This is a genomic window from Gilvimarinus sp. 2_MG-2023 (assembly GCF_030547685.1).
Lineage (GTDB): Bacteria > Pseudomonadota > Gammaproteobacteria > Pseudomonadales > Cellvibrionaceae > Gilvimarinus.
The window spans coordinates 119,050-142,085 of the sequence record NZ_JAUOQM010000003.1; the positions used below are offsets into that span (position 1 = coordinate 119,050).

Consider the following 23,036-nt stretch of genomic DNA (forward strand, 5'->3'; position numbering starts at 1 on the left):
AACGTTAAGTGGCAATGTTGTTTGAAGTTATATCTATCAGCCTAGAAATGGTTTGCAATACTCTTATGGCTTATACTTGATTTGGCTCAAATTTCATGGGGCGTTTAAAGCATTTTTTATAAAATGTTTTATCCCTAGCATCATGTTGAAGAGCCATGTAAACGCCAGCGTGTGAATAATTTGTATTAGTGAGACGTTAAAATCAAAAAATGCTTTTGTGGGATGCTAGTAGGGCCCAGTTCTGGCCTTTGAGCCTACTTGGGCATATTGGCCTTAAAAACTTTAACCAAAGTCAAAGGAAAGGTTATGAGCGAGAGAGCGAATACTGCCCCAAATACCCATATCCCTCAAGAAGCGTTTGATTGGTATGACGAATACGCTCATGGTGGCATGGATCGCCGCACGTTCATGCGTAAATTAGGCACCTTGGCGGCTGTTGGCTACTCAATGTCGATGTTGACCACGGCGCTCTTGCCCAATTATGCACTGGCCGAGCAAGTGTCCTTTAATGATGAGGACATTACCGCCAGTTATGAAACTTTTGATTCACCCGAGGGCCACGAGCAGGGGCGGGGTTACTGGGTCAGACCGGCCATCTCTGCCACGTCTTACCCAGCGGTATTGGTCATTCACGAAAATCGTGGTTTAAATCCCTATGTGAAAGACGTCGCCCGCCGGTTGGCAAAGGCGGGCTTTTTGGCGTTTGCGCCGGATGCCTTATTCCCGTTGGGCGGGTACCCGGGCAATGATGATGAGGGCCGGGCTATGCAGCGCACCTTGGATAAGGACAAAATCCAGCACGATTTTGTCGCGGCGGCCAAGTTCTTAAAAACTCACTCGCTGAGTAACGGCAAGCTCGGGGCTGTAGGATTTTGCTTTGGCGGTTATATGGTGAATTATTTAGCCGCCGTCGACAGCGATTTATTGACCGCTGGGGTGCCTTTTTATGGCACGCCCGCACCGAAAGAGCTGCGCCAGAATATTGAAGCTCCATTGATGGTGCAACTGGGCGAGTTGGATGAGCGCGTGAATAAAACCTGGCCCGAGTACGAGCAAGATTTAAAAGCCAATAAAGTCGACTATCAAATGTTTATGTATAAAGACGCTCACCATGGCTTTCATAATGATTCTACCAGTCGGTTTGATCGAGCCAGTGCCGATTTGGCCTGGCAGCGTACCCTCGCCTTTTTCACCGAAAAATTAAGTTGATTCAATGCGTAGAGCTGCCCTTATCACTTCCAAAGCCAAAGGCCTGCATCTTATTGCAGTGTTAGCCGTTGCGGCGATACTGCATGGCTGCACCACCTCACACGTTAACGGATTGTCGCCACCATTGACGGGGCAGTGGCAAGTGGAAGACATTAATCAGGGCGGCATTATTGATCGCAGCATGATTACCGTAGAGTTCGATAGCCCCAATCAAGTGGCGGGTTTAACCGGGTGCAGCCCCTATACGGCGAGTTTGGATGCCACCGATGGCGGGTTTGAGGTGGCGCAGTTAGTCATTACCCGCAGCAGTTGTGTGTTGGCATTACAGATGCAGGAGCAGCGTTTTTTGACGGCTATGTCAGAAGCTGCACGTTATAGCATTGAGTCGGCAACGTGGCTGGATATTTATGACGCCCAAGGCAACCGGAGGTTAAGGCTCATTCAGCTTGGCGAAAACTCGAATCGTCCAGCTGGCGCCAGTGCTAACCCTAAACCCAAACCTAAGCCCCAGCCCAGCCCCGCTGCAAAACACGATCAATCCTCGGGGCGGCTACATCGCTATCACTGCGGGGCTTTAGGTCAAGTATCCAGCCGCTTTTTAGGGCCAGAGACATTGGCGATCACGCAAGCCGAACAAGTGTTTATTGTGCATCGTGAGTTGTCCGCCTCGGGCGCTCGCTATACCGGTAAAGACATTGAGTTTTGGAACAAGGGAAATGCCGCCCAATTAACCCTGAATGGCACAGCGTACACGTGTACCTCTAGCGATTCGTAAAATAACAGAGCCTAGGCCAAGCTCATGGACTATCAAGCCTTCAACGACCTGTGCGCGTCTTTGCCTGCTACCAGCCATGTGGTGCAATGGGGCAACTCCGAAGTCTGGAAGGTAGGGGGCAAAGTCTTTGCGGTGGGCGGTTGGCAAAAAAACAATCAGCCCGCCTTCACCTTTAAAACCTCGGATTACCACTTTGACCTACTGAGCGAAGAGCCGGGCTATCGACCGGCACCTTATTTAGCCTCGCGCGGGTTTAAGTGGATTCAGCAATACGATGCCGGCCCCGCACAGGATGACGCGCTCACCTATTACCTGACCGAATCGCACCGTATTGTCGCGGCGGGGTTAAGTAAAAAACGCCAGCGCGAGCTCGGCCTGTTGTAAGCGCGCTTTATAAAAATACCTCCGCTTTAGGCCCTCGTTCGGGCGAGAGTGATCTCCGAGCTTGCTCTGACCTCTCATAAGGTTTACTATTTTCAGTAATTACTGAAAGTTGAGAAGTTATGAGCACAGATTCTTCAGAGTTTATGACGCCAATGATGAGGCAAGTAGTAGCGAACTTCGGCGAAATGGGCAGTCGTTGGGGGATAAATCGTACTGTGGGGCAAATCTATGCGCTGTTGGTGCTCAGTGAGGCGCCCTTAAATGCCGACCAAATTGGCGAGGCGCTGTGTATTTCCCGTTCCAATGTCTCTATGGGCCTCAAAGAGCTGGGCTCTTGGCAATTACTGACCACAGTGCACTACCCGGGGGATCGCAAAGATTACTTTAATGCGCCAGAAGATATTTGGCAGATCGCCCGCACCTTGGTGGCCGAGCGCCGCAAGCGCGAAATTGACCCCACCTTGAGTGTATTGCGTGACGCACTGATGCAAACCCCACAAGACAGTCGCGACGCTTACGCGCAAAAGCGCATTCATCAAATGCACGACTTAATGGAGCAGCTCACACAGGTCTCCGAAGAGTTTAATCAACTGTCTACCGAGCAACTTACGCGTTTACTTAAGTTGGGTGCAGGGCTCGGTAAAGTGCTGGATTTTAAAGGTAAATTAACCGGTAAGTCTTAACTTGTGTCTTAACCATGCGAGGTACCCATGGAGTTGCTCGACACCTTGATGTTATCGCGTATTCAGTTTGCTCTGAATATTAGCTTCCACATCTTATTTCCCACCATCACCATTGCCCTGTGTTGGGCTCTGTTATTTTTTAAACTTTGCGCCAACGCCACTGGGGACGATACCTGGAATCGCATCTACCGTTTTTGGGTAAAGATCTTTGCCCTGACGTTTGCATTGGGTGTGGTCAGCGGTATTACCATGTCTTTCCAGTTTGGCACCAATTGGCCCGGTTATATGGCCAAGGTTGGTAATGTGGCGGGGCCATTATTGGGATACGAGGTGTTAACCGCCTTCTTTTTGGAGGCCACCTTTCTGGGGGTTATGTTGTTTGGTGGCAATCGTGTATCCAACAAGGTGCACACCTTTGCCACCCTGATGGTGGCCGTGGGTACAACCCTGTCAGCGTTTTGGATTTTAGCGCTTAACTCCTGGATGCATACCCCGACCGGTCATGTCCTACGCGATGGTATTGTTTACCCCGAAAGCTGGTTGGCGATTATTTTTAACCCGTCGTTCCCCTACCGATTTGCTCACATGATGCTGGCTTCATGCCTGACGTGTGCTTTTTTAATTACCGGCGTGTCGGCCTACCGACTGCTGCGCGGCGACAATAAACCCGGCCCTAAATACACCTTAAAATTTGGCTTAACAGCGGCACTTATATTGGCTCCCACTCAAGCTTTGGTGGGGGATTTTCACGGCTTAAATACTCTGGAACATCAACCGGCTAAAATTGCCGCAATGGAGGGCATTTGGCATACCGAGCACGCCGCGCCACTGTTGTTATTTGCTCTGCCCGATGCTGAGCAACAAAAGAATCACTACTCCCTAGGCATTCCAAAACTGGCCAGCATTATTTTAACCCACGACCCAGAAGGTGAAGTGCAAGGGTTAAACGAATTTCCCGACGCCCACCCGCCAGTTGCCCCAGTATTTTTTGCCTTTCGAATTATGGTGGGTTTAGGCTTGCTGATGATTTTAATCAGTGTCTTGGGCCGCTGGACGCTGCACCGACGTGGCCAGCTCCCTAAATGGCAGCTGCGCGTACTATTGGGCATGACTTTTTCTGGATGGATGGCAACCTTGGCCGGTTGGTATGTGACCGAAATTGGCCGGCAGCCATTCCTAGTGACCGGTATATTGCGCACGCGAGAGGCGGTAACCGATCAACCTGCAGAGTTTGTATGGATATCATTGCTGGCGTACGCGACTGTATATTTGGTTTTGTTGACAGCTTATATTCATACGGTCTTTTTAATGGCGCGCAAGGCTTCTGTGCTGGAAGGTTATAGCGATGCACAGCCCACGAAGAGAGAGCACTCTGCCGAGCAAAAGTCCTCAGCAAAGAGCAAAACCTTTAATGACCCCTCAAGGGAGGTTCAGCCATGAGTGAAGATATTGTATTGACGGGTTGGGACTACTGGTTGCCAGTGATTTTTATCGGCTTAATGGGACTTTCGTTTTTTATTTATGCGGTCTTGGATGGTTATGATTTAGGGGTGGGAATTTTATTACCCATGGATGCTAAAGCCGCCACCAAGGATGAGCGCGATACTATGATTGCCTCCATTGGCCCATTTTGGGATGCCAATGAGACATGGCTGGTACTAGCGGTGGGTTTATTATTAATTGCCTTTCCCAGTGCCAACGCATTGATATTGGGCCAACTGTACTTACCCGCACTGGTGTTATTGCTAGGGCTCATTCTGCGCGGAGTCGCTTTCGACTTTCGCGCCAAATCGCCCAGCGAGCATAAACGCCGCTGGGATTGGGTCTTTAAAACGGGCTCCATGCTGGCAACCTTTAGCCAAGGCGTTATGATTGGTTTATACGTGGTGGGTTTTGAATACAATACGTTAAGTATAGCGTTTGCGTTATTGAGTGGCGTGTGTGTCAGTGCCGGTTATTGTTTTATTGGTGCCGCCTGGCTGGTAATGAAAACCGAGCACGATTTACAGCGCCGGGCGGCCAATTGGGCGCGCACCATGTTGTGGGTAACACTGTTGGGCTTAGCGCTTATTTCAATTGTGAACCCATGGGCAAATCCAGATGTGTATGGCAAATGGTTTGGCTTTCCGCAATTTTTTATTTTGCTATTGGTGCCCCTCAGTATTTTTGTGATCAGTGTGGTAACTGAATTATACTTAAGAGACTTCCCTCGCACCGGAGAAAGGTGGTGTTGGTTGCCATTTGCCGGCGCTGTGGTGTTATTTTTGCTGAGCTTTTTGGGTTTGGGTTACAGCTTTTTCCCCGACATCGTTCCCGGCCAGTTAACGGTGTGGCAGGCAGCGGCCGATTCGTCGGCGTTAATTCCAATTGGTTTGGGCGCTGTTATCGTAGTGCCGGTTATTTTAATTTATACGGCTTACGCCTATCGGGTGTTTTGGGGTAAGGCAACAGAGCTTAAATATCATTAACCTTGGGCAAACAGATGCCTGACTATCTGTTGCTTTTGATCTCTGCACTGCTGGCCGTTTATTTACTGTCGGTTATTCTCGGGCGGTATGTTATACGGCGATTGTTAGTGCCGCTGCAGCCGGGATGGAAAAAATATGGGGTAATAGCGGCTGTGCGAGCGCTGTTGTTTACGCCTACATTGACCATCAGCGAATCAGGGGTGGTTATTTTGCCGGCGGCATTTGCGTTGATTTTTAGTGATGTTCAATATGGTTTATTCGTTTGGCCCGCCCCAGTATTTGTTTTTGTGGGTAGTTTGGTGCTGGCATTGCTGCGGGTGACTTCTGGAAAAAGAGTAACGGATATTAACCGATAAATTATTATAGTATTTGCGGTGCCGATATCGTAGTTGAAGCTGTATTTGATGGGGTTGTGGTCTAAAAGCTCGGCGCTAAGGTCAGTAAAAAATGAACCTAAACAATGCGGCGATGCTTGCTTAGGTTCATTTCAATTTACGATGGCTTAGTTCTCCACCCACTCTAAACGGTTGTCGGCTGGGGTGCGCCATACGAGCCCATTTTTTGAAAACCAAGTGAAGCTAGACGTAGACGTGGTCATAAAAAAGCCATCATGACCTACAGTTAATGAAGTCGAAGATGAATTGCCTACATCGGGGTCACCAAGTTCAGTCCAGTTTGCGGCATCGGCACTTGAATATACACTCATATTGGGATTTTCGCTTTCGCCGGTGAATAAATAGAGAGTGTTATTAAAATTTAATACTTTAGCGTTCGATTGTGCTGGGAACGTGCCTGTGGCGTTCAGAAATTGCCAGTTAGCCCCATCTGAACTATGCCAAATGTCTTTTAAAAGAGCATCACCTCCGATTAATGATCGGCCACCTAATAAATATATTTCATCGTTGAAAGTAAACAACGAAAAATCATTACGTGCAGAGAACTCAGGTGAATTATTTATTAAATTCCAGCTGATCCCGTCAGCGCTATTCCAAATTCCGGCACTACTGACCAACCATAAAGCGTTATCAAAAGCGATTAAATAGCTGCTGGTATCGTTCGGTAAGTCTGGAGTCAATACCGACTGCCAACCGTTATCATCAAGCTTCCATATGGTATGTAAATAACCATTATTTTGACCGCCTGTAACGTAAATTTCGTTATTGAAAGTCACAGAGCTAATATGACTGGCTGCTTGGTTAAGCGGGTATGTATATTCTTGCCAGTGGATACCATCTTGGCTGGTCCACACCATATTTGTGGGTTGATCTGCCTCGGTTGTGCCACCAAATGACCAAAAAGTATCTTCAGTATAAAGAAGTGCATTGCCTGTTAATGGTAAAAAAGGCTGATGAATAGGTACAACTGAAATTGAATCGGATTGGTGGTTTTGATTATGGAAACGCAAATAAGCAGATTGTTCAATCTTAGGATATGAGTCTATAATCGGAAGCTCATCGAGGCTTCTAATTGTCTGAGAACTGTAATTAAAACAACCGCCAATAACACTGGGGTCGCAGGCAGAAAATCGAGATCGTTGTACGTTGATGTCGCCGTATTGCGAATCCCACTGTATTTTTGTGTCTTGTGTGCCAATGTGGATTTGTAAATTAGCCATTATATCGAAAATCTCTAATGAATAGCTGGCAGTGATGGCTGTGTAGTATTCATCGCTAAGCTTTATCGCGTTAATTTCGGTAGTGCCTGCTTGTAGGGGCGTAACCACGCCTGTGTCTGCATGAACCGTTGCAATCGTTGGGTTACTCGATGAAAAGACGACTGCTCCACTGCTTTTTACGTCATCAAAAATTAACGGGTTGTTATCAGGCGTAAATCCAATAATTCCGTCTATCTCCGGAAAGGTGAAGCTTAGAGAACCGTGAGGGTACTTTAAGACGGTCATTTTATAGCTTGCATTAATTTCGGCGTAGCGCTCATTAGCTGGACGATGAGCTGTTATGGTTGTCGTGCCTTCATCAATAAAAGTTAACGCCCCACTACCAGCATCTACACTGACGATTCTGGGTGCACTACTGCTAAATATAGTTGAAACACTACCTGACCCTCCACTTAATCTGTTGTTATAAGGTGTTTCGTCAATGTATTGCTCAATGGCGGATTGCTCGAAGGCTAATGGCTGCTGCGGTGAGGTATTGATGCGTAGCGCATAGCTTGCTTGTGCAGAAAAATTATTAGCATCTGAGGCTTTGACGGCCGTGATAGTTGTTTGGCCAGACTTGCGCGGCTCTAGGTGACCTGTCACGTTATTAACTGCGGCAACACTGGTATCGCTTGAGGTGTAGCTAATCGCCCCTTCACCCGCGCCACCCCGTAACGGATTTTGCGCTGGTGATTCACCATAATTCAAGGTTATGCTCGGTTGAGCAAAGTACAGCGGAGGCTGCTCTTGTTTGATAGCATCCGGGTCATTAGGCCCCGTATCTCCGGTACCCGCACTGTCGCTTCCACAGGCCGAAAGGCCTATACATAAAATAATCGCGATTGCTTTGGTCTGCCAGTGAGCAGGGAAATATTGAGTAAAGTTAAGCATAAGAACGTCCAATTTGTAGTGCGGAGCGATATCCAATATAGCGTATTTGTATAGTTAAGACACATCTAAGAGGTGGCGAGTTAACAAAAAATCATGATTTGAGCAAAATTTAGCGAATTGAATATAGAGCCATGTCGTTATTCTCGGTAAATCAAACGCTAGAGGATAGATGCACTCGTAAAATAGAAAGTGAATGTAATAAACAGGCGCCAAGCAAAACTTTAGCCAACCTTAATCGATCAGAAATAAAAGTGAGCCCCGGCGGCAGCAACAATAGCTATGGTAAGCTGCCTTCGTACCAATAACGCATTGAAAGGATTTCAGAATGAAAAAACTCGTCGGCATTGTTGTAGTCGCGGTGGTTATCGCCACCTTGTGTGCGCCTGCATTATTGGGTCGCCACGCCCAGGGGCATATAGAGCAAGTGGTACAATCCATTGACGAATACCCCGGCTACACAGCCTCTATTACGCGCTATCAGCGCAGCTGGTTAACCTCCAACGCCGAGGTGGAAATCGGTATTGATTGGGGGCAATTCACCTCCACCACCGAAGCTGACGTACCGCCGATGGCGCTCGGCGTGATGGTCTCACTCGACCACGGCCCGCTACTGCTGAATGACGGGTTTGGGTTGGGTTTGTACCAGTGGCGTGCAGGCCTAGACTCCGCCACTCAAGCCAAAGTCAATGAGGCGCTGGGCCTCGATGACAGTGAGCCTTTTTACCGCGTATCGGGTAAAACCTCGCTTCTGGCCAACACCGATTTTAAAGACACGCTGCGTGCGTTTGAGCTGCAAGACAGCGACTTCAGCGCCGCCTTTACTGGCTATAAAGGGGCCGGTAACGTGTCCAGTTCAGGCCAGCTGACCTACGTTGGCGCCGTGCAAGAGGCCTCCTTTACCGATGAAACCAGCAGCGCCTCAATGGCGGATCTTGAAGCGCACGTCAATGCCGACTTATCCCGTATCGACTGGAGCACCATGCTCTATCCCAGCGATGCGCTGCTCACTGTGGGGCAAATTCAAGTGCGGCCGCCTTTCGGCGCCGGTGGTTTGGCCACAGGGGTGCGCATGGCCTCCAGTGTCAGCTTTAATGAACAAGCCAACGCTTTTGATATGACGGCCGAAATGTCCGTTAATGCCATTGCCGGTGAAGCCATTAATCTGTCGGATGCAGTGTTCGCCATGTCCCTGTTAAATATCGACATCGATGCCTACCGCGCCTACATGGAAGCCTACGGTGAGCTGTTGCAAACATCCGCAGCCTCGGCGGACGCCGCCGACCCCGTGATGCCGGATTACTCGCAATTGTTTACCCCGCAAATCACACAGGCCTTTTGGGCGCGAGGGCCCGAGGTGCACATCGACCAATTGTCGTTCACGCTCACCCAAGGCACGGCCAATGCCGACCTATCGCTGGGCTTGAGCGCCGCCACCGACAACCCCCCAGTGGACCCACAAATGCTGACCCCGTGGTTGCTAAACGCGTTAACCCTAAACGCCAACCTAGCGCTAGACCGCAGTCTCGCCGATCACTTCGGTCAACTGATGGCCGTGATGCAAGGCGCCGAGCCAGACGACGGCAGCAACCCAGGTGCCGCTTTGGTGGATATGTTTGTTGAGCAAGGCATGCTGACCGAAACAGCCGGAAAAATAAGTGCCGATATCGAAATGCAAAAGGGCGTGCTTGAAATCAACGAGCAGCCATTCCCCTTGGGGCTATGATGTAACATCCTTCTTTTCGCGTTCGCGGGTACAGCACCCGCGAACGCACCCCTCGCGACCGTCACTCAAATCCTGGACACCCACAAAATGCAGTCGGTTAAATTATGTTAAAAGCTATAAAAGTCTATTTTGTAACAGTACCTTGGCCGCTAAATACTATATTAATAATCTGTGCGGCCAGCTTGCTCTTTAAAATATTTTTTCTAGACACTATCCCTGAAGCTTTTTTTGGGGCATATAAGCTGGGCTTAATATTTGAAGCGATAACAATTTCAATGATTGCTAGCTATATTTTCTATTTTTTTGTTGTGCATGTTAGAGAAATTAACCAAAAAAGAGCTTTATGTTCGTTTCTTGAATATTGGGCGAGGATAATGGCCAAAAATACCAACGGTATGATTATTCGTATGCTGAGAGAGTCAGGAGTTGAAGGAGATGAAAATACAATTAACCAAAATCTTATAGATTCTGTGTTTGAGAGCTTAGAACCTGAAAAGTATGAAGCCCCAATGAGAATTGGTACAAGTAAAGCTAATTGGCGTGAGTATGTCTGCCACAATGCATTTTATATTGAGCGCCAGCTAGAAAAAATGTCGCGAGACCCAGCTCTTTTAGAAATTGAAATATATCGCCTGATAGTGAAATTACAGGATAGCTCCTATATATCTTCTGCTAACTATTATCAAAACCATCCTCTAGCGCATTTAAAGGGCTTTTCCAAGATGTTTGCTAGAACACGAGAAGACCTAAATAATCTTCATTCGTTAGTAAATGAATATACTCGAAAGTTACAGCTGGATCAGCGATTGAATTATTAGTTGGTTTAGAGTGAGGTGCAAATTCTGGACACTCACAAAATGCAGTCCCATGGTCTTTAGGGAAAGGCGCACGCCAAATTTGCTCATTGGTCCAGTGCACGGCTCAAGGCTAGACCGTTCGGGCAGTGTCGTTTAATATTGCTCCATCAGCTAACCGAAGGTAATAATAATGCGAAAAGTGTTTTTAATGAGCGCAGCTGCGCTTGCTCTAGTGGCGTGCACCTCTTTGTCGCCCGAGCCCCCCCAAGCTATCAAGTTATTGCCGGCTCATGGCAACACAGAATTTGAGTTGTTTACGCACGACACTCGCCAAACCTTTCGGGGTGATGCTTTAACCGTTGGTGATAGTAATCGTGCTACCACTTTAAATGTCTCGTCCGCGCAGCTGGAGCTAAGCTGGCACGACAGCCGGCGGGCAGGAGTGGATGTCCAATTTAAGCGGCCTCAAAACCTTGAGCTCTACCGCAGCGGCGCCTACGTGTTTGATCTACAAATAGAACAATTAATCAATGGCGGGTTTGACCTGACCCGCCTGTGTGACGGCGGTTGTGAGCGGAGCGTGATGTTGGGCAATCAAGTGGCCCCGCTTGTGAAGCAAGGCCCGCACACGGTTGCTTTGCCTATGTCCTGCGTCGTGCGTGAGAGCGACTCCTTGTTAGCTCAAGCTGCAGCTCCCTTGCAATTAAGAACCAGCGGCACTGGTAAGCTCACCCTCAGTGACTTGCGTATCGAGCCCAGCATTCCCAATGCCGATATCGTTTTTGAATGCCCCGACTATCAAACTGTTTCCGTCACCCCCGCCCCCCTCGATACGTATTGGAGCAAAAGCTGGTGGCTACCGCGCCACGAGCAAAAGCTAAAAGCCGCTAAAGCGAGCGACCCACAGTTGGTGTTTCTGGGTGACTCTATCACCCAAAGCTGGGAGAGGTCCGGTCAATCTGTATACGAGCAAGCATTTGCTCCGTGGCCCAGTTTAAATTTAGGCTTTAGTGGTGACCGTACCGAAAACGTGTTGTGGCGTTTAAACCACGGCGAGGTGGACAATATTAACCCCGAGCTGCTCGTGTTAATGATTGGTACCAACAACACCGGCCACCGCCAAGACGAGCCGGCAGTCATTGCCCGCGGGGTCGAGCAAATTTTAACCGAGCTTAAACAGCGCCTGCCCGATACCAAAGTATTAATGTTGGCAATCTTTCCGCGCGGCGCCACCGCCGATGACTACGCAAGGCGTAACAATACGCTTGCCAATGCCCGGTTGCGCAACTTTGCCGACGGCGAGCGCGTCTTTTTTGCCGACTTAAACAGCGTATTTTTAGATAAAAATGGTAATTTAACGGAAGAGATAATGCCGGATTTACTGCATCCGAATGAATACGGGTATCAGTTGTTAGCGAATGAGTTGGTGCCTTTGATTCGCAAACATATGGATCGTTAACCTCTGTGCTAGTGCGAAAATCCTAAAAGGCGGCCATGCAGTCTGGTCGCCTTTTTGTTAAAGCTAATGGCTAAGATTTCCGCGCCGCTATATTCTTGGCTTATATGTCTGTGCAGGTTATTCGGCGACATTGAACATGCAAATCCTGGACACCCACAAAATGCACACCCACAACCATTCAAACGCAAACTCGAAAATCTGTCACCACATGCCGAGTGCATTAGGCGTGCTCGGCCAAAATGGCGAGCTGTGGCAGTTGGGTGGCGGGGCTTGGTGGCGGCGCTTGCCGTTGATCAATACCAATGTTTGGTCTGGCCCCAGCCCGCGCAAGGTGGCGGGGCGTAAGGCATCGGTGCCATCGCTCACCGATGAGCTGGAAAAGTTAAATGAGGGTGCTACCGCTTGCAGCATACGCCCAAGTTCGCTTTGCCCGGTGCGCGCCAGCGTCTCGGGGGTAAACACGTCCACCGGTACAGGCATGTCGTCCAAGGTACGCCCCACAGTGCGCGAGCCTAGAATTAAGACCTCTTCAATGCGAGGTTCATCCGCTACCGACTGCGCCAACACAGTGGTACTGCTCAATGGGAAAAGTAAAGCCGAACAAATAAAAGAGTAAGCTGGTGCGTTCCGTTGCATAATTGCCTCCATAAAGCGTTTTCAGTGATTATAGGGGAATGGGGGCTAGGGCGACAGTAGTAACCGGTTTACACTAAACTGTTTTGTTGTTTTAGCGCGACTTGTACACGCTCCCACAAGTCATTCGTCCATCGGGCCAGGTCGTGAATAAAGGGTTCGCGCACAAGGCTTGGGCTGATACTCCAGCGATCGATGTCCGGGTGGCCGATGGCGGCGTATTCCCAGTCGATAAGGTAGAGGCGTCCGCCGGTATCCAGCACATTTTCCGGAATCATATCGTGGTGGGTGAGCTTGGGGTGCCAGTCAGCTTGATCGAACGCTTCCAGCTCGGGCAAAAATGTCTGCCACTGCTGGGCTAGATCTGTAGTTATGGCTTGCGCCCGCGATAGAAAATTCCAGTAATGATTTAGATAGGCAAGGTAGCTGCGCCGGCTGGTAGCGGGGTTAAGCGCTTGCACGGTTTGTAGCAGATTAAATAGACGCTTGCGCTGGATAGGGTTGGTGAAATCGCTGCTGTTCCAGGTGCGGGCCTCAATAAAAGGCAGTAGGGCAAAGCGCTGATTGGGATCGCGATGAATAGGCTCTGGAGCAATACCCGCGTTGGCAACGGTGTGGGCAATTTGCGCTTCGTCGCTGCGGTTGATACCCAGATGACGACCGCGCGGATTATTGATGCGCAGCACAAGGGCTTGCTCTACCCCCGGCGCTTTCACTTTAAAGTTGCGGTTGGTGCGCCCACCGGGAATGGGGCCAAGAATTTTGGGCGGCTCGGTAATGGGTAGTGGCCAGTCGCGCCAACCCGCCAGTATGGCTTGTAATACGTTTTGTTCAGGCATCGCCAGTGGTTTGTAGGCGATAGTCCCTGCGCCAGTTGATCAGGCCAAATATGGAAATAATCAAATACGATACCAGCAGCAGCGCTGTTAAATACAGGCCGCGGTCGATAAACAAAAATATCGATATGCTGTTGATGACCATCCAGTAAAGCCAGTTTTCCAGTATTTTACGAGCCACCATAAAGGTGGTGATGACGCTGGCCCAAGTGGTGAAGGAGTCTAAGTAGGGCCATGCAGCCTCAGTATACTGCATGAGTAGGGCTCCAGACACTAGGGTAATGGTTAAGATGCCGGCACCGGCCTTTAGGTGTTGCGTTAAGCCCCAGCGTCGAATGGGAGGGGATGTGTCATTTTTACCTCCGTGACGCCACTGCCACCAGCCATATACGGCCATGACCATGTAGTACACATTAAGACCGGATTCCATCAGTAGTTGGACATCCCAAAACAAGACCGTGTAAATGGCAGTACTGGCAAAAGCGCAATACCAGCAAAGACTGTTTTGTTTTACGGCTAACAGTAAATAGGCAACCGCCAGGGCGACGGCTATAAATTCCCAGGCCGACATTTGTTGTATGGCTGTTAACAGTTGCTGTTTAAAGTCGCTCATGTATTGGTCTCGGGTAGAGCTTCAAAGCCCGGTAGAAATTTGGTGACAAATACCGCTTTGCCCCAAGTCTCGACGCTGTAGCGCAGTCCTTCGGTGAGCACTTGCATAACGCGTTCGTAATCGCCGGTTATAAGTGTGCAGGTGGGTTTGGTGCTGATCAGCAGGCCTTCTTGTTGATTGAGCCAATCGATAAACCCTTGAATCGGGGGAATATAGTCTTCGTTAAACGGGTACATACTGATTTCGACCGATAACTTCATGGCGAACTCCTAAGAGGTGTCCGGCAGGTTACCCTGCCGGCGCTTGGTGTGGGCGTTTAGGTTATTGTGGCTTAAAACTGCACCTTGGCGCTAACACCGTAAACACGAGGCTCGCCGTATTGAGTGTAGGGCTCGGTGGCGTAGGCTTTGCGCGGATCGTTACCAAAGCTGCCAAAGCCACGCACCAGCGTGTCTTCATCGGTCAGATTGCGCCCCCACAAGGCGACTTCCCAGCGACGGGTGGTGTAGCCGAAGCGGGCATTTACCAGCTCGTAAGCGTCAGATTGCGCCTCGTGGCGACTGGAGAAATAAAAGCTGTCTTTGCCTTCAACCTCTACCCGCGCAAAGAGTTGCTCGGTAAAGAAATACTCGCCACCGACGGTGAACTGATAGCGTGGTGCGTGGGGCAGGTCGTGGCCGGACAAGTCGTAAGGCGTGCCTGTGTCTTCATCCGCTTTGGCGTGCGCGTAGCTGGCAAATTCGTCAAACTCCGAACGCAATAAACCGAGACTGGTAAACAGTACCAGTGAATCATTTGCTTGCCAGTTGATTTCGGCCTCTAGGCCATAGGCGCTACCTGCGGTGGCGTTGGTTGTGTAATCGGGAAAGTCACAGGGGCAGCTATCACCGGCGAGCGGGGTGACCAGAGATTGTTTGGTTTGGACGTCGTCACGGTCTTGATAAAACAGCGCCAAGTTGGTGTTTAAAGTGTTGTTCAGCGCGTTAAATTTAGCACCCGCTTCGTAGTTCCAGAGAAACTCAGGTTGGTATTCACGGTTTTCCACCGCGATAGAGTTATTGCTATTAAAGCCACCGGCTTTGTAGCCACGGGAGACCAAAGTGTAAAGCAGAGTGCTGTCGCTCGCTTGATATTCAAGGGCAATTTTTCCACCTAGCATATCGTCGCTGGGCTCAAAGCTGGCGCTGTCACTGTCGTGATAGCTGGCGGTGCGCTCTTCATAGCGCAGACCGGTTACCAGGGTTAATGTATCGGCCAGCGGAATATCCAACTGGCCGTAAACTGCACTGCTCTCGGCGCCGAAATGGCTGGTAAAGGTGCCTTCCAGATAGGTTTGTTCGCGGATTAATGCTTCGTTTTGATCGCGGTAATAAACACCCGCTACCCAGCCCAGCTCACCGGCCTGGGTGCTGGATACTAAGCGTAAGTCAACGGTGGTGTTGTCGATATCGCGTAGATAATTGTCGGTGGAGTTGTAGCCGTATTGCTGTTCGCCTTCGACTACACAGTTAAAGTCTTGGCACAAATCGGGGTAGGCCCAGTCCTCATCGTAACCATATTCAGTGTCGGATTGAGCGTGACTAACCAGTCCGACAAAATTAATGCTGTCGGATAGTTCCAATTGTAAGCGGGCGGAGCCTGCTAAGGTTTCAATCCGGTCGTGGCCGGGATTGTCGGATAACGTGCTGCGGGTGTTGTCCAGCGAGAAACCGTCGTAACCGTTATCGACATTGACATACAAGCCGGTCACATCCAGCGTAATCTTATCCGCCGGTTGCCAGCGCAGTTTGCCGCGGGCGGTTTGCTCGTCTATGTTGGCATTGTCATCCGTGTTGAGGTAGGCATTGTCCTGGTAGCCGTCTGAGGTATTTTGCTCTAGCGCAAGACGCCAGCCGAGGGTGTCGGTCATGGGGCCGCTGAGTGTGAGGGCGGTGTTGTAGCTGTTGTAATTGCTCGCGGTTGCGGTGGCTTCGCCACTAAATTCGTCGGAAGGCGCAGCGGATACCATATTGATTAAACCCGCCAGTGCGTTGGCTCCGTATACCGTGCCCTGAGGACCGCGCAAAATTTCGATTTGGCTGATGTCCAGCGTAGTGGCTGCGCCGCCCAGGCCGGTTAAATCAATGCCATCGACCAACAAGCCTACCGAGGGGTTAACGGGTTCGACGAACTGGCTGCGCTCGCCGATACCGCGAATTTGAAAAAAGCGGCCGCGCGAGGCGCCGGCGGAAAAGTTTACATTGGGGGCGGTGTTTAAAATTTCGGCTAAGTGCTGGGCGCTGCGCTCGTTAATGGCGTCGGCGTTAATGACCGTGGCACTGGCCGCCAGTTGAGTCAATTCGGTCGCTCGAAAATCGGCGGTCACCACCATCTCTTCAATGGCTTGAGGGGCAGCTTGTGCATTGGTCGTTAGGGCTAAGCACAGTGCAGACAGGGCAAAAGTCTTGTGCGGTAAACGGGGTGAATAAGCGTGGCTCATAGAGTCTCCAAATAGGCGTAGGAGACCCGGCATGCAAAGATAGCGTAGATAAAAAGAGGTGCTCATCCTATCCCTACGCCGGCATTAACCGGATCAGGTTCAACGGGTCCGCATATGCGTCTCAGGCCAAAGGCCCCCCCGAGGATTCAATCTTGCGATTTGTTGTGGCGTATTTTACGCTGATTTAAAGCCCCTCGCCAGTACAAAGCACCTGTGGGCGATCAGACAGTGTAGAATATCGTTAGAAATCAACCCCCCGAGGCTAGCTAAGCGCAGCTATCAGGGCTATTTAATGAAGGCGATAGAATGACTCTGGATATTTTTCTCACCAAGTTAACCTCAGAACCGCTTAATGTTGAATTTAAAGAGACGATGGCCGTGATTGATGCTTGCTACGATTACACGCCCACCGCTTTTAAAAATGGCGATACGCAAAACGCTGCTGGCACAAACGAGGGTTCTTGCAAAATATTGGCGTTTGGTTTGATGAATGGCCTAACCGAGGCGCAAGCTCTAGCGTGCTTTGGCCATTTTTATCGCGAAGATGTGTTGCAAAATCCAGAGGGGGATGATCACGCCAATATTCGAAACTTTATTCAATATGGCTGGCAAGGTGTTCAGTTTGATGGCGATGCATTGGTGTTGAAGTAATAAAGATGCCAATTTCGCTAGTGTTTGTATCCAAAAATAAGACCCTAATAAAGCATAGTCTAAGACTTTTGTTATTGATTGTTAGTGGCATATTGGTGTTGGCAATATTGGTTTGTTTTTTTTATAGTAAGTTTTATGCTGCCGATCATAAATATTTTTTAAAAGACTTTTCTGATGAAAGTTTTAAGGTGAATAACTTTAAGCCGTTACGTGTGGCCCATGCTGGTGGCGCATTAGGTGAGTTAACATATACTAATTCCTTGCAGGCTCTGACTGAAAATTATTCAAAAGGGTTTCGGTATTTTGAGATAGATTTTAACCTTACCAGTGATGAAAAATTGATTTGTTTACACGATTGGGGTGAAAAGTTTACAGAATTGTGGGGCGTTACACTAAAGAATAAAGTTACATTTTCAGAATTTGAGAGTTTGACCAGAAATAATAACGCTAATGTTACTGCATGTACTCTTAAATCATTGGCTGATTGGATGGTGGATTACCCTGACGCAGTAATTATTACAGATGTTAAGAAAGATAATATTAATTCCTTAAAGATTATTAAAACTTATTTACCGAATTCGAATGATCGAGTTATTCCACAGATATATCAGCCAGAAAATTTTTTTAAAGTTCGTCTGCTAGGCTTTGAAAATATAATATGGACACTTTATAAGTTTGAAGGTGATGTTGAAGATGTGTATAGATGGGTTGAAATCTTCTTCGGTAATTATGCCGTAACGATGGGGAGAGGGATGAATTTCACACCGTCATTAGCCCGCAATTTAGCTAAGAAAGATATTCCAACATATGTTCATACAATCAATAGTAATTCAGCAATGAACCGGTATAAAAAATTTCATGGATTTAGTGAGATTTATACTGACTACTTGGCTCCATGAAAATCATTGAATTTATGAAATTTTATGCCTTTGATGTTGTCAGTTGACAAGCGACAGTTAAGCCGCTTGTGTAGATTCCTTGCTGTTCTTACTTTTATGCTGTTGCCACTGCACTTGATCACTGTAATGCAGTAGACGCATCTCGCCGGAAAAATCTTCCACAATAGCTGTACAGCTTTCGATCCAATCACCGGTATTACAGTAGCGAATGCCGTCTTTTTCCAGCATGGCTGGGTAGTGAATATGCCCGCAAATTACACCGTCGAAACCGCGGCGGCGCGCTTCGTCCATCGCTTCGTTTTGATAGGTTTCTATTGCATCCTTGGCGCCTTTAATATTTTCTTTAATTAAGCGAGCGAGGGAGAAGTACGGCTGGCGCATCCATTTGCGCCAGCGGTTGGCCCAGCGATTGATAAACAATAATAAGTTGTAACCAATATCACCAAAAAAGCGAGTAATAAGCGATAGATTAATATAAGCATCCATGGCGTCGCCGTGCATGATTAAGTAACGTTTGCCGTTAGCACAGGTATAAACGTGCTCTTCAATAATTTCGATGGGCCCGAAAAAATTGCCGCAAAAACGACGCATGGGTTCGTCGTGATTGCCTGGTACATAAATTACGCGGGTACCACTGTTGGCTAATTCGTACAGCTTGAGCATGACTTGGTAATGCTGTTGCGGCCAGCGAAATTTTCGTTTCATGGCCCACATGTCGATAATGTCACCCACTAAATACAAAGTGTCGCAGCTAATATTGTCGAGAAACTCTAATAAGTAGCTGGCTTTGCAATCGCGATACCCCAAGTGCAGATCAGAAATCCAAATGGTTCGCCCTTTTATTAATGATGTAGGGGAGGGGCTATTGTTGCTAGTGGAGATTGGTTGTTGGGTAGACTTTTCACTGGCAGTCATAGTTGTCATCGTCACGGCCTCAGTGTTTTGATGAGCAAAGTCTGGTGTTCTCGTATGACAGTCAGGCAACAAATTGGTGAAGGTTTGGTTACATAATGAACGCAGAACGCAGAACGCAGAACGCAGAACGCAGAACGCAGAACGCAGCTGTTACTTTAAAGTTTATTGGGTTTAAGCAAAGACAGAATAAAAATAGAGGTAGTGCCGAGGACGATGGCGGGCCCGGCGGGCCAGTCCCACAAGTATGAAGCACTTAGGCCGGCCACAACGGCCAATGCCCCGATTCCTGTTGCGGTTAACGCCATTTGCTCGGGGGTATGGGTTAATCGGCGAGCGGCGGCGGCGGGAATAATCAATAGGGCGGTAATTAAGAGGACGCCCACAACTTTCATCGCAATGGCGATCACTAGCGCCATTAACAGCATCAGTGTGGTGCGCACGAGTGTGACGTTTACCCCTTCAACGTGGGCCAGATCTTCATGCACGGTAATGGCCAGCAGTGGTCGCCACAGCCAGATTAACAAGGCAATCACAAGGGTGCTGACAATCCAAATTGCCACTAAATCGGTGGGGGAGGTGGCGAGTATGTCGCCAAACAGGTAACCCGTTAAATTGAGGCGAGCAGGGCCGATAACGCTGATGGTCACCAACCCCAATGCTAAGGTGGAGTGTGACAAAATGCCCAGCAAGGTATCACTGGCCAATTGGCGGCTGCGTTGCAGACCCACCAAAATTAACGCTATTGCTAAACAGCCAAAGGCCACAGCAATATTGAGATTGATATCCAACAATAAGCCAAGGGTGACACCGAGCAGCGCCGAGTGCGCCATGGTATCGCCAAAGTAGGCCATGCGCCGCCATACCGCAAAGCATCCCAGAGGTCCGGTGGCCAGCGCCACGCCAAGGCCTGCAGCCAGTGCCAGTAGTAAAAACTCAGGCATGGTGTGAGTGGTCCTGATCGAGCTCGGCGCAGTCATCGTGAGCGTGGTCGTGATGATGGGTATACAGGGCCACTTGGGCCTCGGCTTTATGACCAAACAATTCCAAATACGCCGGGTGGCTGGTGACTTGCTCGGGATGGCCGTGACAGCATACGTGGCCATTTAAGCAGACAACCGTATCGGTGGTAGCCATTACTAAATGCAAATCGTGGGAAATTAGCAAGACGCCGCAGTTAAGCTCGGTGCGAATATCATTAATCAGGGCGTAAAGTGCGGCTTGGCCGGCGACATCCACACCTTGAACCGGCTCGTCTAAAACCAGCAGTTCGGGTTTTTGCAGTAGAGCGCGCGCCAGTAATACCCGCTGAGTCTCCCCACCAGATAGTGCCTGCATGGGCTGGCCCAATAAGTGGGGGGCGCCGGTACGTTCGAGCGAATGCCTAACTTCAGTGGCCTTGCGGCCGGTGAGGGTTAAGAACCGTTGCACCGTCATGGGTAGGCTGGGGTCTAGGTGCAGCTTCTGCGGCATATAGCCGATGCGCAGTTTGGGCCGGCGATAAAGCTCTCCGCTAGTGGGCTGGGTAAGACCAAGTAGGGCGCGCACTAGTGTGGTTTTGCCTGCCCCGTTGGGGCCAATTAAGGTCACAATTTTCCCGGCCTCGACGACAACTGAGGCATTGTCAATCAAAGTCTTGCCGCCGCGCACAACGCTTAGTTGGTCTGTTTTAACCAGGGTGTTAACCGCTTCAGCCATTGCTATCACTCTGCGCTCGACAGTCGGGACACAGTCCGAAAACCTCTAGCGACTGAGAGTGCACATTAAAGCCAGCGCCTTGGGCGGCTTGATTAATGCTGTCGCTGACCTCGGGCGATTGTATTTCCTCGGCCCGGCCGCAGTCGTCACACAATAAAAAATGCGAGGCGTGTTGGTGATCGGGGTGTGGGCAGCCGATAAATGCATTCAAAGCGCCAATACGGTGAATCAGTTTTTGCTCCAGCAGAAAGTCCAGTGCTCGATAAACTGTGGGCGGCGCTACTGGCTTGGGAGCTTCGGCGGATAACAAGTCTAACAGGGCGTAAGCGCCCAACGGTTTGTGGCTTTGCCAAATAAGTTCAAGCACTTGTTTTCGCAACGGGGTCAGGCGTACCCCGCGCTCTTGGCACAAGGTAATCGCGGCTTGCAGGGCACCGCTGACGCAGTGTTGGTGGTTGTGGCGACTGAACGCAAGAGGAGCTTTACTCATACGTCGATTGTAACCGATATGTTATAGTATAACTAATATTACTTTTTCGCGGATCATTGCATGCTTGTAAAGTTTAAGGGCCGTTGCGGTTGGTGGATCGGTGTGGCATTTTCAATGTGGTTTTTTGCCTCCCCGGTTAAAGCGGTTGAATTGCTGGCCAGTATTAAGCCTTTAGCGTTGATTGCCAATGAGTTGGCGCTGGAGTCCGACCGGGTTGATTACATGTTGCCCGCAGGGGTGTCGCCCCACGCCTATGCATTGAGTGTCTCGCAAATGCGTCGCCTGCACAGTGCCGATTTAATTCTTTGGGTTGGTCCCGAACTAGAATCATTTTTGCAAAAACCCGTGCGTGCGCGCTCGGCCGGGCACGTATTGACCTTGGCCGACCTGACCGGTTTGCACTGGCCGGAAGAGAGCGCCGCTGAAGCGCAGCATCACGATGATCATCACGACCACGCGCATGAACACGATTTACATTTATGGCTCAACCCGCAAAATACGCTGCGGGTGGTGGATGCCTTGGCGCAGCGTTTAGCCATATTGAATCCGGCCGGGGCGGCAGCCTATGCCGAGAGAGCTGATGAATTTAAAGGTCGATTACGTGCTTTGGATGCTGAGTTAGAAGTGCAAATGCGTGCGATAAGTGCGCGTGGTTTCGCCGTTTATCACGACGGTTATGGGCACTGGGTTGCGCGCTACGGCCTTAATCAGGTGGACTATGTGACGGTTACCCCCGACCAGGCGCCGGGCGCAAAACATTTGGCACAACTGCAAAAACACCTGCGCCAAGAGGCGAGCTGTTTGTTTGTTGAGCCCTATAGTGATGTCAGTGGGGCGAAACGCATGGCGCAAAATTTAGGCTTGAGCGTCGCAGAGCTTGACCCGCTCGCGAGTGCCGCCGAGCTCAATAGTTACGAATTACTACTGCGCCATTTGGCCAATCGCTTTTCAGCCTGCCTGCTTGGTCAGCTCTGACATTGGCATAAGATTGATGCCGCTGCGATTGAGTAGGCTGAGTTGCTGAGGGTATAGTTCGCCGGCTAAATGCTCACAACATGTTTGAACATCGGGGTGAACCGTGGCGGCTGCCGCGCGCAGTAGCTGAATTTGGCCTTCGAAACTGGAGAGCCGGAAGCGGTTACCGGTATGGCGGTAAACCAAGCTCGCCAGTTGCTGGAGTCGATAAATCGCTGCTTGTGTAAAAATGATTTTGCTGCTCATTGTGTGATTCCCTTCTGACCATGGGCCAGTGCAAAGTCATATTGTTTGTAATCAATAGAGTGTAGGCAATGTGTTTCGATATGCGGGTAGCATTTAAAAAACTGTGAACTCTTTTGCTTAGATATTTAAGCCGCAGCAGATCTTTTGGTTATATGCTGACGCATGAATCCCCAAAAGTTTTATTGCTGACGGTTTCTTAAAAGCTTTAATTACAAGCAGTGTTGGATTTGCTCACAATCGGTCTAAGGTTTTTATAACCCTAGGCGACGCTTCATATCCTGTTCAAACTTCTGATCGAGCTTGGCGCTGATTTTATCGGCCAAATCGTCTGAGGTTTGAGTTACTTCCAAGTCGACTACTTTTAACTCTTCGGCAGTGTTAAGTGCTTCTTCAGTTTTGAAGTTGATGGCTTGGGTGGTTTTGGCGGCGGCCAGATTTAGGCGTTCGCTCATATCTTCTTCGGCTTCATTGGCTATTGCGCCGTTTGCTAATAGCAATCCTGCCAGTAATACACCATAGGTCTTCATAAGATGCCCTCCATTGGTTGGTGATACTCGG

General features: G+C 49.4%; 25 protein-coding genes and 1 riboswitch. Of the genes, 13 read left to right on the forward strand and 12 right to left on the reverse strand.

The window, feature by feature from the left end; all coding sequences use genetic code 11:
- The first annotated feature begins 306 nt into the window (after nt 1-306).
- From Q4526_RS00600 to Q4526_RS00630, 7 genes are all read left to right on the forward strand, one after another.
- Entirely contained in the window at nt 307-1,209 is a 903-nt protein-coding gene (locus tag Q4526_RS00600) for a dienelactone hydrolase family protein (RefSeq protein ID WP_215974765.1), read from the forward strand.
- Between the two features lie 4 nt (nt 1,210-1,213).
- The gene (locus Q4526_RS00605) at nt 1,214-1,984 is read left to right on the forward strand and encodes an META domain-containing protein (protein WP_215974766.1); all 771 of its coding nucleotides are present in this window, start codon (nt 1,214-1,216) and stop codon (nt 1,982-1,984) included.
- Nucleotides 1,985-2,008: 24 nt separating this feature from the next.
- The gene (locus tag Q4526_RS00610; RefSeq protein WP_215974767.1) at nt 2,009-2,368 is read left to right on the forward strand and encodes an MmcQ/YjbR family DNA-binding protein; all 360 of its coding nucleotides are present in this window, start codon (nt 2,009-2,011) and stop codon (nt 2,366-2,368) included.
- Between the two features lie 119 nt (nt 2,369-2,487).
- The gene (locus tag Q4526_RS00615) at nt 2,488-3,051 is read left to right on the forward strand and encodes a GbsR/MarR family transcriptional regulator (RefSeq protein ID WP_303604426.1); all 564 of its coding nucleotides are present in this window, start codon (nt 2,488-2,490) and stop codon (nt 3,049-3,051) included.
- Between the two features lie 33 nt (nt 3,052-3,084).
- Complete coding sequence (locus Q4526_RS00620; protein ID WP_215974809.1) at nt 3,085-4,491, forward strand: cytochrome ubiquinol oxidase subunit I; 1,407 nt, start codon at nt 3,085-3,087, stop codon at nt 4,489-4,491.
- Nucleotides 4,488-5,519, forward strand: coding sequence for a cytochrome d ubiquinol oxidase subunit II (gene cydB, locus Q4526_RS00625; protein WP_215974768.1), 1,032 nt, complete (start codon nt 4,488-4,490; stop codon nt 5,517-5,519). The genes Q4526_RS00620 and cydB overlap by 4 nt, the downstream gene beginning before the upstream one ends.
- Before the next feature lie 14 nt (nt 5,520-5,533).
- A complete protein-coding gene (locus tag Q4526_RS00630) occupies nt 5,534-5,875 on the forward strand; it encodes a hypothetical protein (protein WP_215974769.1) in 342 nt (113 codons plus the stop codon).
- Nucleotides 5,876-6,021: 146 nt separating this feature from the next.
- Here the strand turns inward: Q4526_RS00630 and Q4526_RS00635 are convergent, their stop codons facing one another.
- Nucleotides 6,022-8,067 (reverse strand): Ig-like domain-containing protein, encoded by a 2,046-nt coding sequence (locus Q4526_RS00635; protein WP_215974770.1) that lies wholly within the window; start codon nt 8,065-8,067, stop codon nt 6,022-6,024.
- A gap of 325 nt (nt 8,068-8,392) precedes the next feature.
- Here Q4526_RS00635 and Q4526_RS00640 point away from each other — a divergent pair, with 325 nt between their 5' ends.
- From Q4526_RS00640 to Q4526_RS00650, 3 genes are all read left to right on the forward strand, one after another.
- Nucleotides 8,393-9,790, forward strand: a complete 1,398-nt coding sequence (locus Q4526_RS00640) for a DUF945 family protein (RefSeq protein WP_215974771.1) — start codon at nt 8,393-8,395, stop codon at nt 9,788-9,790.
- Nucleotides 9,791-9,894: 104 nt separating this feature from the next.
- Complete coding sequence (locus Q4526_RS00645; protein ID WP_215974772.1) at nt 9,895-10,608, forward strand: hypothetical protein; 714 nt, start codon at nt 9,895-9,897, stop codon at nt 10,606-10,608.
- 169 nt (nt 10,609-10,777) lie between these two features.
- Nucleotides 10,778-12,046, forward strand: coding sequence for a GDSL-type esterase/lipase family protein (locus Q4526_RS00650; RefSeq protein WP_215974773.1), 1,269 nt, complete (start codon nt 10,778-10,780; stop codon nt 12,044-12,046).
- A gap of 201 nt (nt 12,047-12,247) precedes the next feature.
- Here Q4526_RS00650 and Q4526_RS00655 read toward each other — a convergent pair whose 3' ends face one another.
- From Q4526_RS00655 to Q4526_RS00675, 5 genes are all read right to left on the reverse strand, one after another.
- The gene (locus Q4526_RS00655; protein WP_303609486.1) at nt 12,248-12,682 is read right to left on the reverse strand and encodes a Plug domain-containing protein; all 435 of its coding nucleotides are present in this window, start codon (nt 12,680-12,682) and stop codon (nt 12,248-12,250) included.
- Between the two features lie 68 nt (nt 12,683-12,750).
- Entirely contained in the window at nt 12,751-13,518 is a 768-nt protein-coding gene (locus tag Q4526_RS00660; protein ID WP_215974774.1) for a choline/ethanolamine kinase family protein, read from the reverse strand.
- Nucleotides 13,511-14,128 (reverse strand): nicotinamide riboside transporter PnuC, encoded by a 618-nt coding sequence (gene pnuC / locus Q4526_RS00665; protein WP_215974775.1) that lies wholly within the window; start codon nt 14,126-14,128, stop codon nt 13,511-13,513. Before pnuC ends, Q4526_RS00660 begins: the two co-directional genes overlap by 8 nt.
- Nucleotides 14,125-14,388: a hypothetical protein gene (locus Q4526_RS00670; protein ID WP_215974776.1), complete on the reverse strand. Its 264-nt coding sequence runs from the start codon at nt 14,386-14,388 to the stop codon at nt 14,125-14,127. Before Q4526_RS00670 ends, pnuC begins: the two co-directional genes overlap by 4 nt.
- A gap of 71 nt (nt 14,389-14,459) precedes the next feature.
- Nucleotides 14,460-16,607, reverse strand: coding sequence for a TonB-dependent receptor (locus Q4526_RS00675; RefSeq protein WP_215974777.1), 2,148 nt, complete (start codon nt 16,605-16,607; stop codon nt 14,460-14,462).
- Nucleotides 16,608-16,660: 53 nt separating this feature from the next.
- Nucleotides 16,661-16,757, reverse strand: a riboswitch (TPP riboswitch).
- A 156-nt stretch (nt 16,758-16,913) separates the two neighbouring features.
- Between Q4526_RS00675 and Q4526_RS00680 the strand changes: the two genes are divergently transcribed.
- Both Q4526_RS00680 and Q4526_RS00685 read left to right on the forward strand, forming a co-directional pair.
- Nucleotides 16,914-17,258 (forward strand): HopJ type III effector protein, encoded by a 345-nt coding sequence (locus Q4526_RS00680; protein ID WP_215974778.1) that lies wholly within the window; start codon nt 16,914-16,916, stop codon nt 17,256-17,258.
- A gap of 5 nt (nt 17,259-17,263) precedes the next feature.
- The gene (locus Q4526_RS00685; RefSeq protein ID WP_215974779.1) at nt 17,264-18,157 is read left to right on the forward strand and encodes a glycerophosphodiester phosphodiesterase family protein; all 894 of its coding nucleotides are present in this window, start codon (nt 17,264-17,266) and stop codon (nt 18,155-18,157) included.
- Nucleotides 18,158-18,214: 57 nt separating this feature from the next.
- On the opposite strand, the gene Q4526_RS00690 is transcribed toward Q4526_RS00685, so the two are convergent.
- The 4 genes from Q4526_RS00690 to Q4526_RS00705 form a co-directional block, all read right to left on the reverse strand.
- Complete coding sequence (locus Q4526_RS00690; RefSeq protein ID WP_215974780.1) at nt 18,215-19,081, reverse strand: UDP-2,3-diacylglucosamine diphosphatase; 867 nt, start codon at nt 19,079-19,081, stop codon at nt 18,215-18,217.
- Between the two features lie 146 nt (nt 19,082-19,227).
- Nucleotides 19,228-20,013, reverse strand: a complete 786-nt coding sequence (gene znuB / locus Q4526_RS00695) for a zinc ABC transporter permease subunit ZnuB (protein ID WP_215974781.1) — start codon at nt 20,011-20,013, stop codon at nt 19,228-19,230.
- Complete coding sequence (gene znuC, locus Q4526_RS00700; protein WP_215974782.1) at nt 20,006-20,767, reverse strand: zinc ABC transporter ATP-binding protein ZnuC; 762 nt, start codon at nt 20,765-20,767, stop codon at nt 20,006-20,008. The genes znuB and znuC overlap by 8 nt, the downstream gene beginning before the upstream one ends.
- Complete coding sequence (locus tag Q4526_RS00705) at nt 20,760-21,257, reverse strand: Fur family transcriptional regulator (protein ID WP_215974783.1); 498 nt, start codon at nt 21,255-21,257, stop codon at nt 20,760-20,762. Before Q4526_RS00705 ends, znuC begins: the two co-directional genes overlap by 8 nt.
- 60 nt (nt 21,258-21,317) lie before the next feature.
- On the opposite strand from Q4526_RS00705, the gene Q4526_RS00710 reads away from it, so the two are divergent.
- Complete coding sequence (locus tag Q4526_RS00710; RefSeq protein ID WP_215974784.1) at nt 21,318-22,232, forward strand: metal ABC transporter solute-binding protein, Zn/Mn family; 915 nt, start codon at nt 21,318-21,320, stop codon at nt 22,230-22,232.
- Here Q4526_RS00710 and Q4526_RS00715 read toward each other — a convergent pair.
- Nucleotides 22,206-22,478 carry a hypothetical protein gene (locus Q4526_RS00715; protein ID WP_215974785.1) on the reverse strand — a complete coding sequence of 91 codons (273 nt, stop codon included), beginning with the start codon at nt 22,476-22,478 and terminating at the stop codon, nt 22,206-22,208. The genes Q4526_RS00710 and Q4526_RS00715 overlap by 27 nt on opposite strands.
- Nucleotides 22,479-22,729: 251 nt before the next feature.
- Nucleotides 22,730-23,005 (reverse strand): hypothetical protein, encoded by a 276-nt coding sequence (locus Q4526_RS00720; RefSeq protein ID WP_215974786.1) that lies wholly within the window; start codon nt 23,003-23,005, stop codon nt 22,730-22,732.
- Nucleotides 23,006-23,036 lie beyond the last annotated feature (31 nt).

Coding starts and splice junctions, on each gene's coding strand:
- Q4526_RS00600 (WP_215974765.1), top strand. CDS start 307: ATGAGCGAGAGAGCGAATACTGCCCCAAATACCCATATCCCTCAAGAA.
- Q4526_RS00605 (WP_215974766.1), top strand. CDS start 1,214: ATGCGTAGAGCTGCCCTTATCACTTCCAAAGCCAAAGGCCTGCATCTT.
- Q4526_RS00610 (WP_215974767.1), top strand. CDS start 2,009: ATGGACTATCAAGCCTTCAACGACCTGTGCGCGTCTTTGCCTGCTACC.
- Q4526_RS00615 (WP_303604426.1), top strand. CDS start 2,488: ATGAGCACAGATTCTTCAGAGTTTATGACGCCAATGATGAGGCAAGTA.
- cydB (WP_215974768.1), top strand. CDS start 4,488: ATGAGTGAAGATATTGTATTGACGGGTTGGGACTACTGGTTGCCAGTG.
- Q4526_RS00630 (WP_215974769.1), top strand. CDS start 5,534: ATGCCTGACTATCTGTTGCTTTTGATCTCTGCACTGCTGGCCGTTTAT.
- Q4526_RS00635 (WP_215974770.1), bottom strand. CDS start 8,067: ATGCTTAACTTTACTCAATATTTCCCTGCTCACTGGCAGACCAAAGCA.
- Q4526_RS00640 (WP_215974771.1), top strand. CDS start 8,393: ATGAAAAAACTCGTCGGCATTGTTGTAGTCGCGGTGGTTATCGCCACC.
- Q4526_RS00645 (WP_215974772.1), top strand. CDS start 9,895: ATGTTAAAAGCTATAAAAGTCTATTTTGTAACAGTACCTTGGCCGCTA.
- Q4526_RS00650 (WP_215974773.1), top strand. CDS start 10,778: ATGCGAAAAGTGTTTTTAATGAGCGCAGCTGCGCTTGCTCTAGTGGCG.
- Q4526_RS00655 (WP_303609486.1), bottom strand. CDS start 12,682: ATGCAACGGAACGCACCAGCTTACTCTTTTATTTGTTCGGCTTTACTT.
- Q4526_RS00660 (WP_215974774.1), bottom strand. CDS start 13,518: ATGCCTGAACAAAACGTATTACAAGCCATACTGGCGGGTTGGCGCGAC.
- pnuC (WP_215974775.1), bottom strand. CDS start 14,128: ATGAGCGACTTTAAACAGCAACTGTTAACAGCCATACAACAAATGTCG.
- Q4526_RS00670 (WP_215974776.1), bottom strand. CDS start 14,388: ATGAAGTTATCGGTCGAAATCAGTATGTACCCGTTTAACGAAGACTAT.
- Q4526_RS00675 (WP_215974777.1), bottom strand. CDS start 16,607: ATGAGCCACGCTTATTCACCCCGTTTACCGCACAAGACTTTTGCCCTG.
- Q4526_RS00680 (WP_215974778.1), top strand. CDS start 16,914: ATGACTCTGGATATTTTTCTCACCAAGTTAACCTCAGAACCGCTTAAT.
- Q4526_RS00685 (WP_215974779.1), top strand. CDS start 17,264: ATGCCAATTTCGCTAGTGTTTGTATCCAAAAATAAGACCCTAATAAAG.
- Q4526_RS00690 (WP_215974780.1), bottom strand. CDS start 19,081: ATGACAACTATGACTGCCAGTGAAAAGTCTACCCAACAACCAATCTCC.
- znuB (WP_215974781.1), bottom strand. CDS start 20,013: ATGCCTGAGTTTTTACTACTGGCACTGGCTGCAGGCCTTGGCGTGGCG.
- znuC (WP_215974782.1), bottom strand. CDS start 20,767: ATGGCTGAAGCGGTTAACACCCTGGTTAAAACAGACCAACTAAGCGTT.
- Q4526_RS00705 (WP_215974783.1), bottom strand. CDS start 21,257: ATGAGTAAAGCTCCTCTTGCGTTCAGTCGCCACAACCACCAACACTGC.
- Q4526_RS00710 (WP_215974784.1), top strand. CDS start 21,318: ATGCTTGTAAAGTTTAAGGGCCGTTGCGGTTGGTGGATCGGTGTGGCA.
- Q4526_RS00715 (WP_215974785.1), bottom strand. CDS start 22,478: ATGAGCAGCAAAATCATTTTTACACAAGCAGCGATTTATCGACTCCAG.
- Q4526_RS00720 (WP_215974786.1), bottom strand. CDS start 23,005: ATGAAGACCTATGGTGTATTACTGGCAGGATTGCTATTAGCAAACGGC.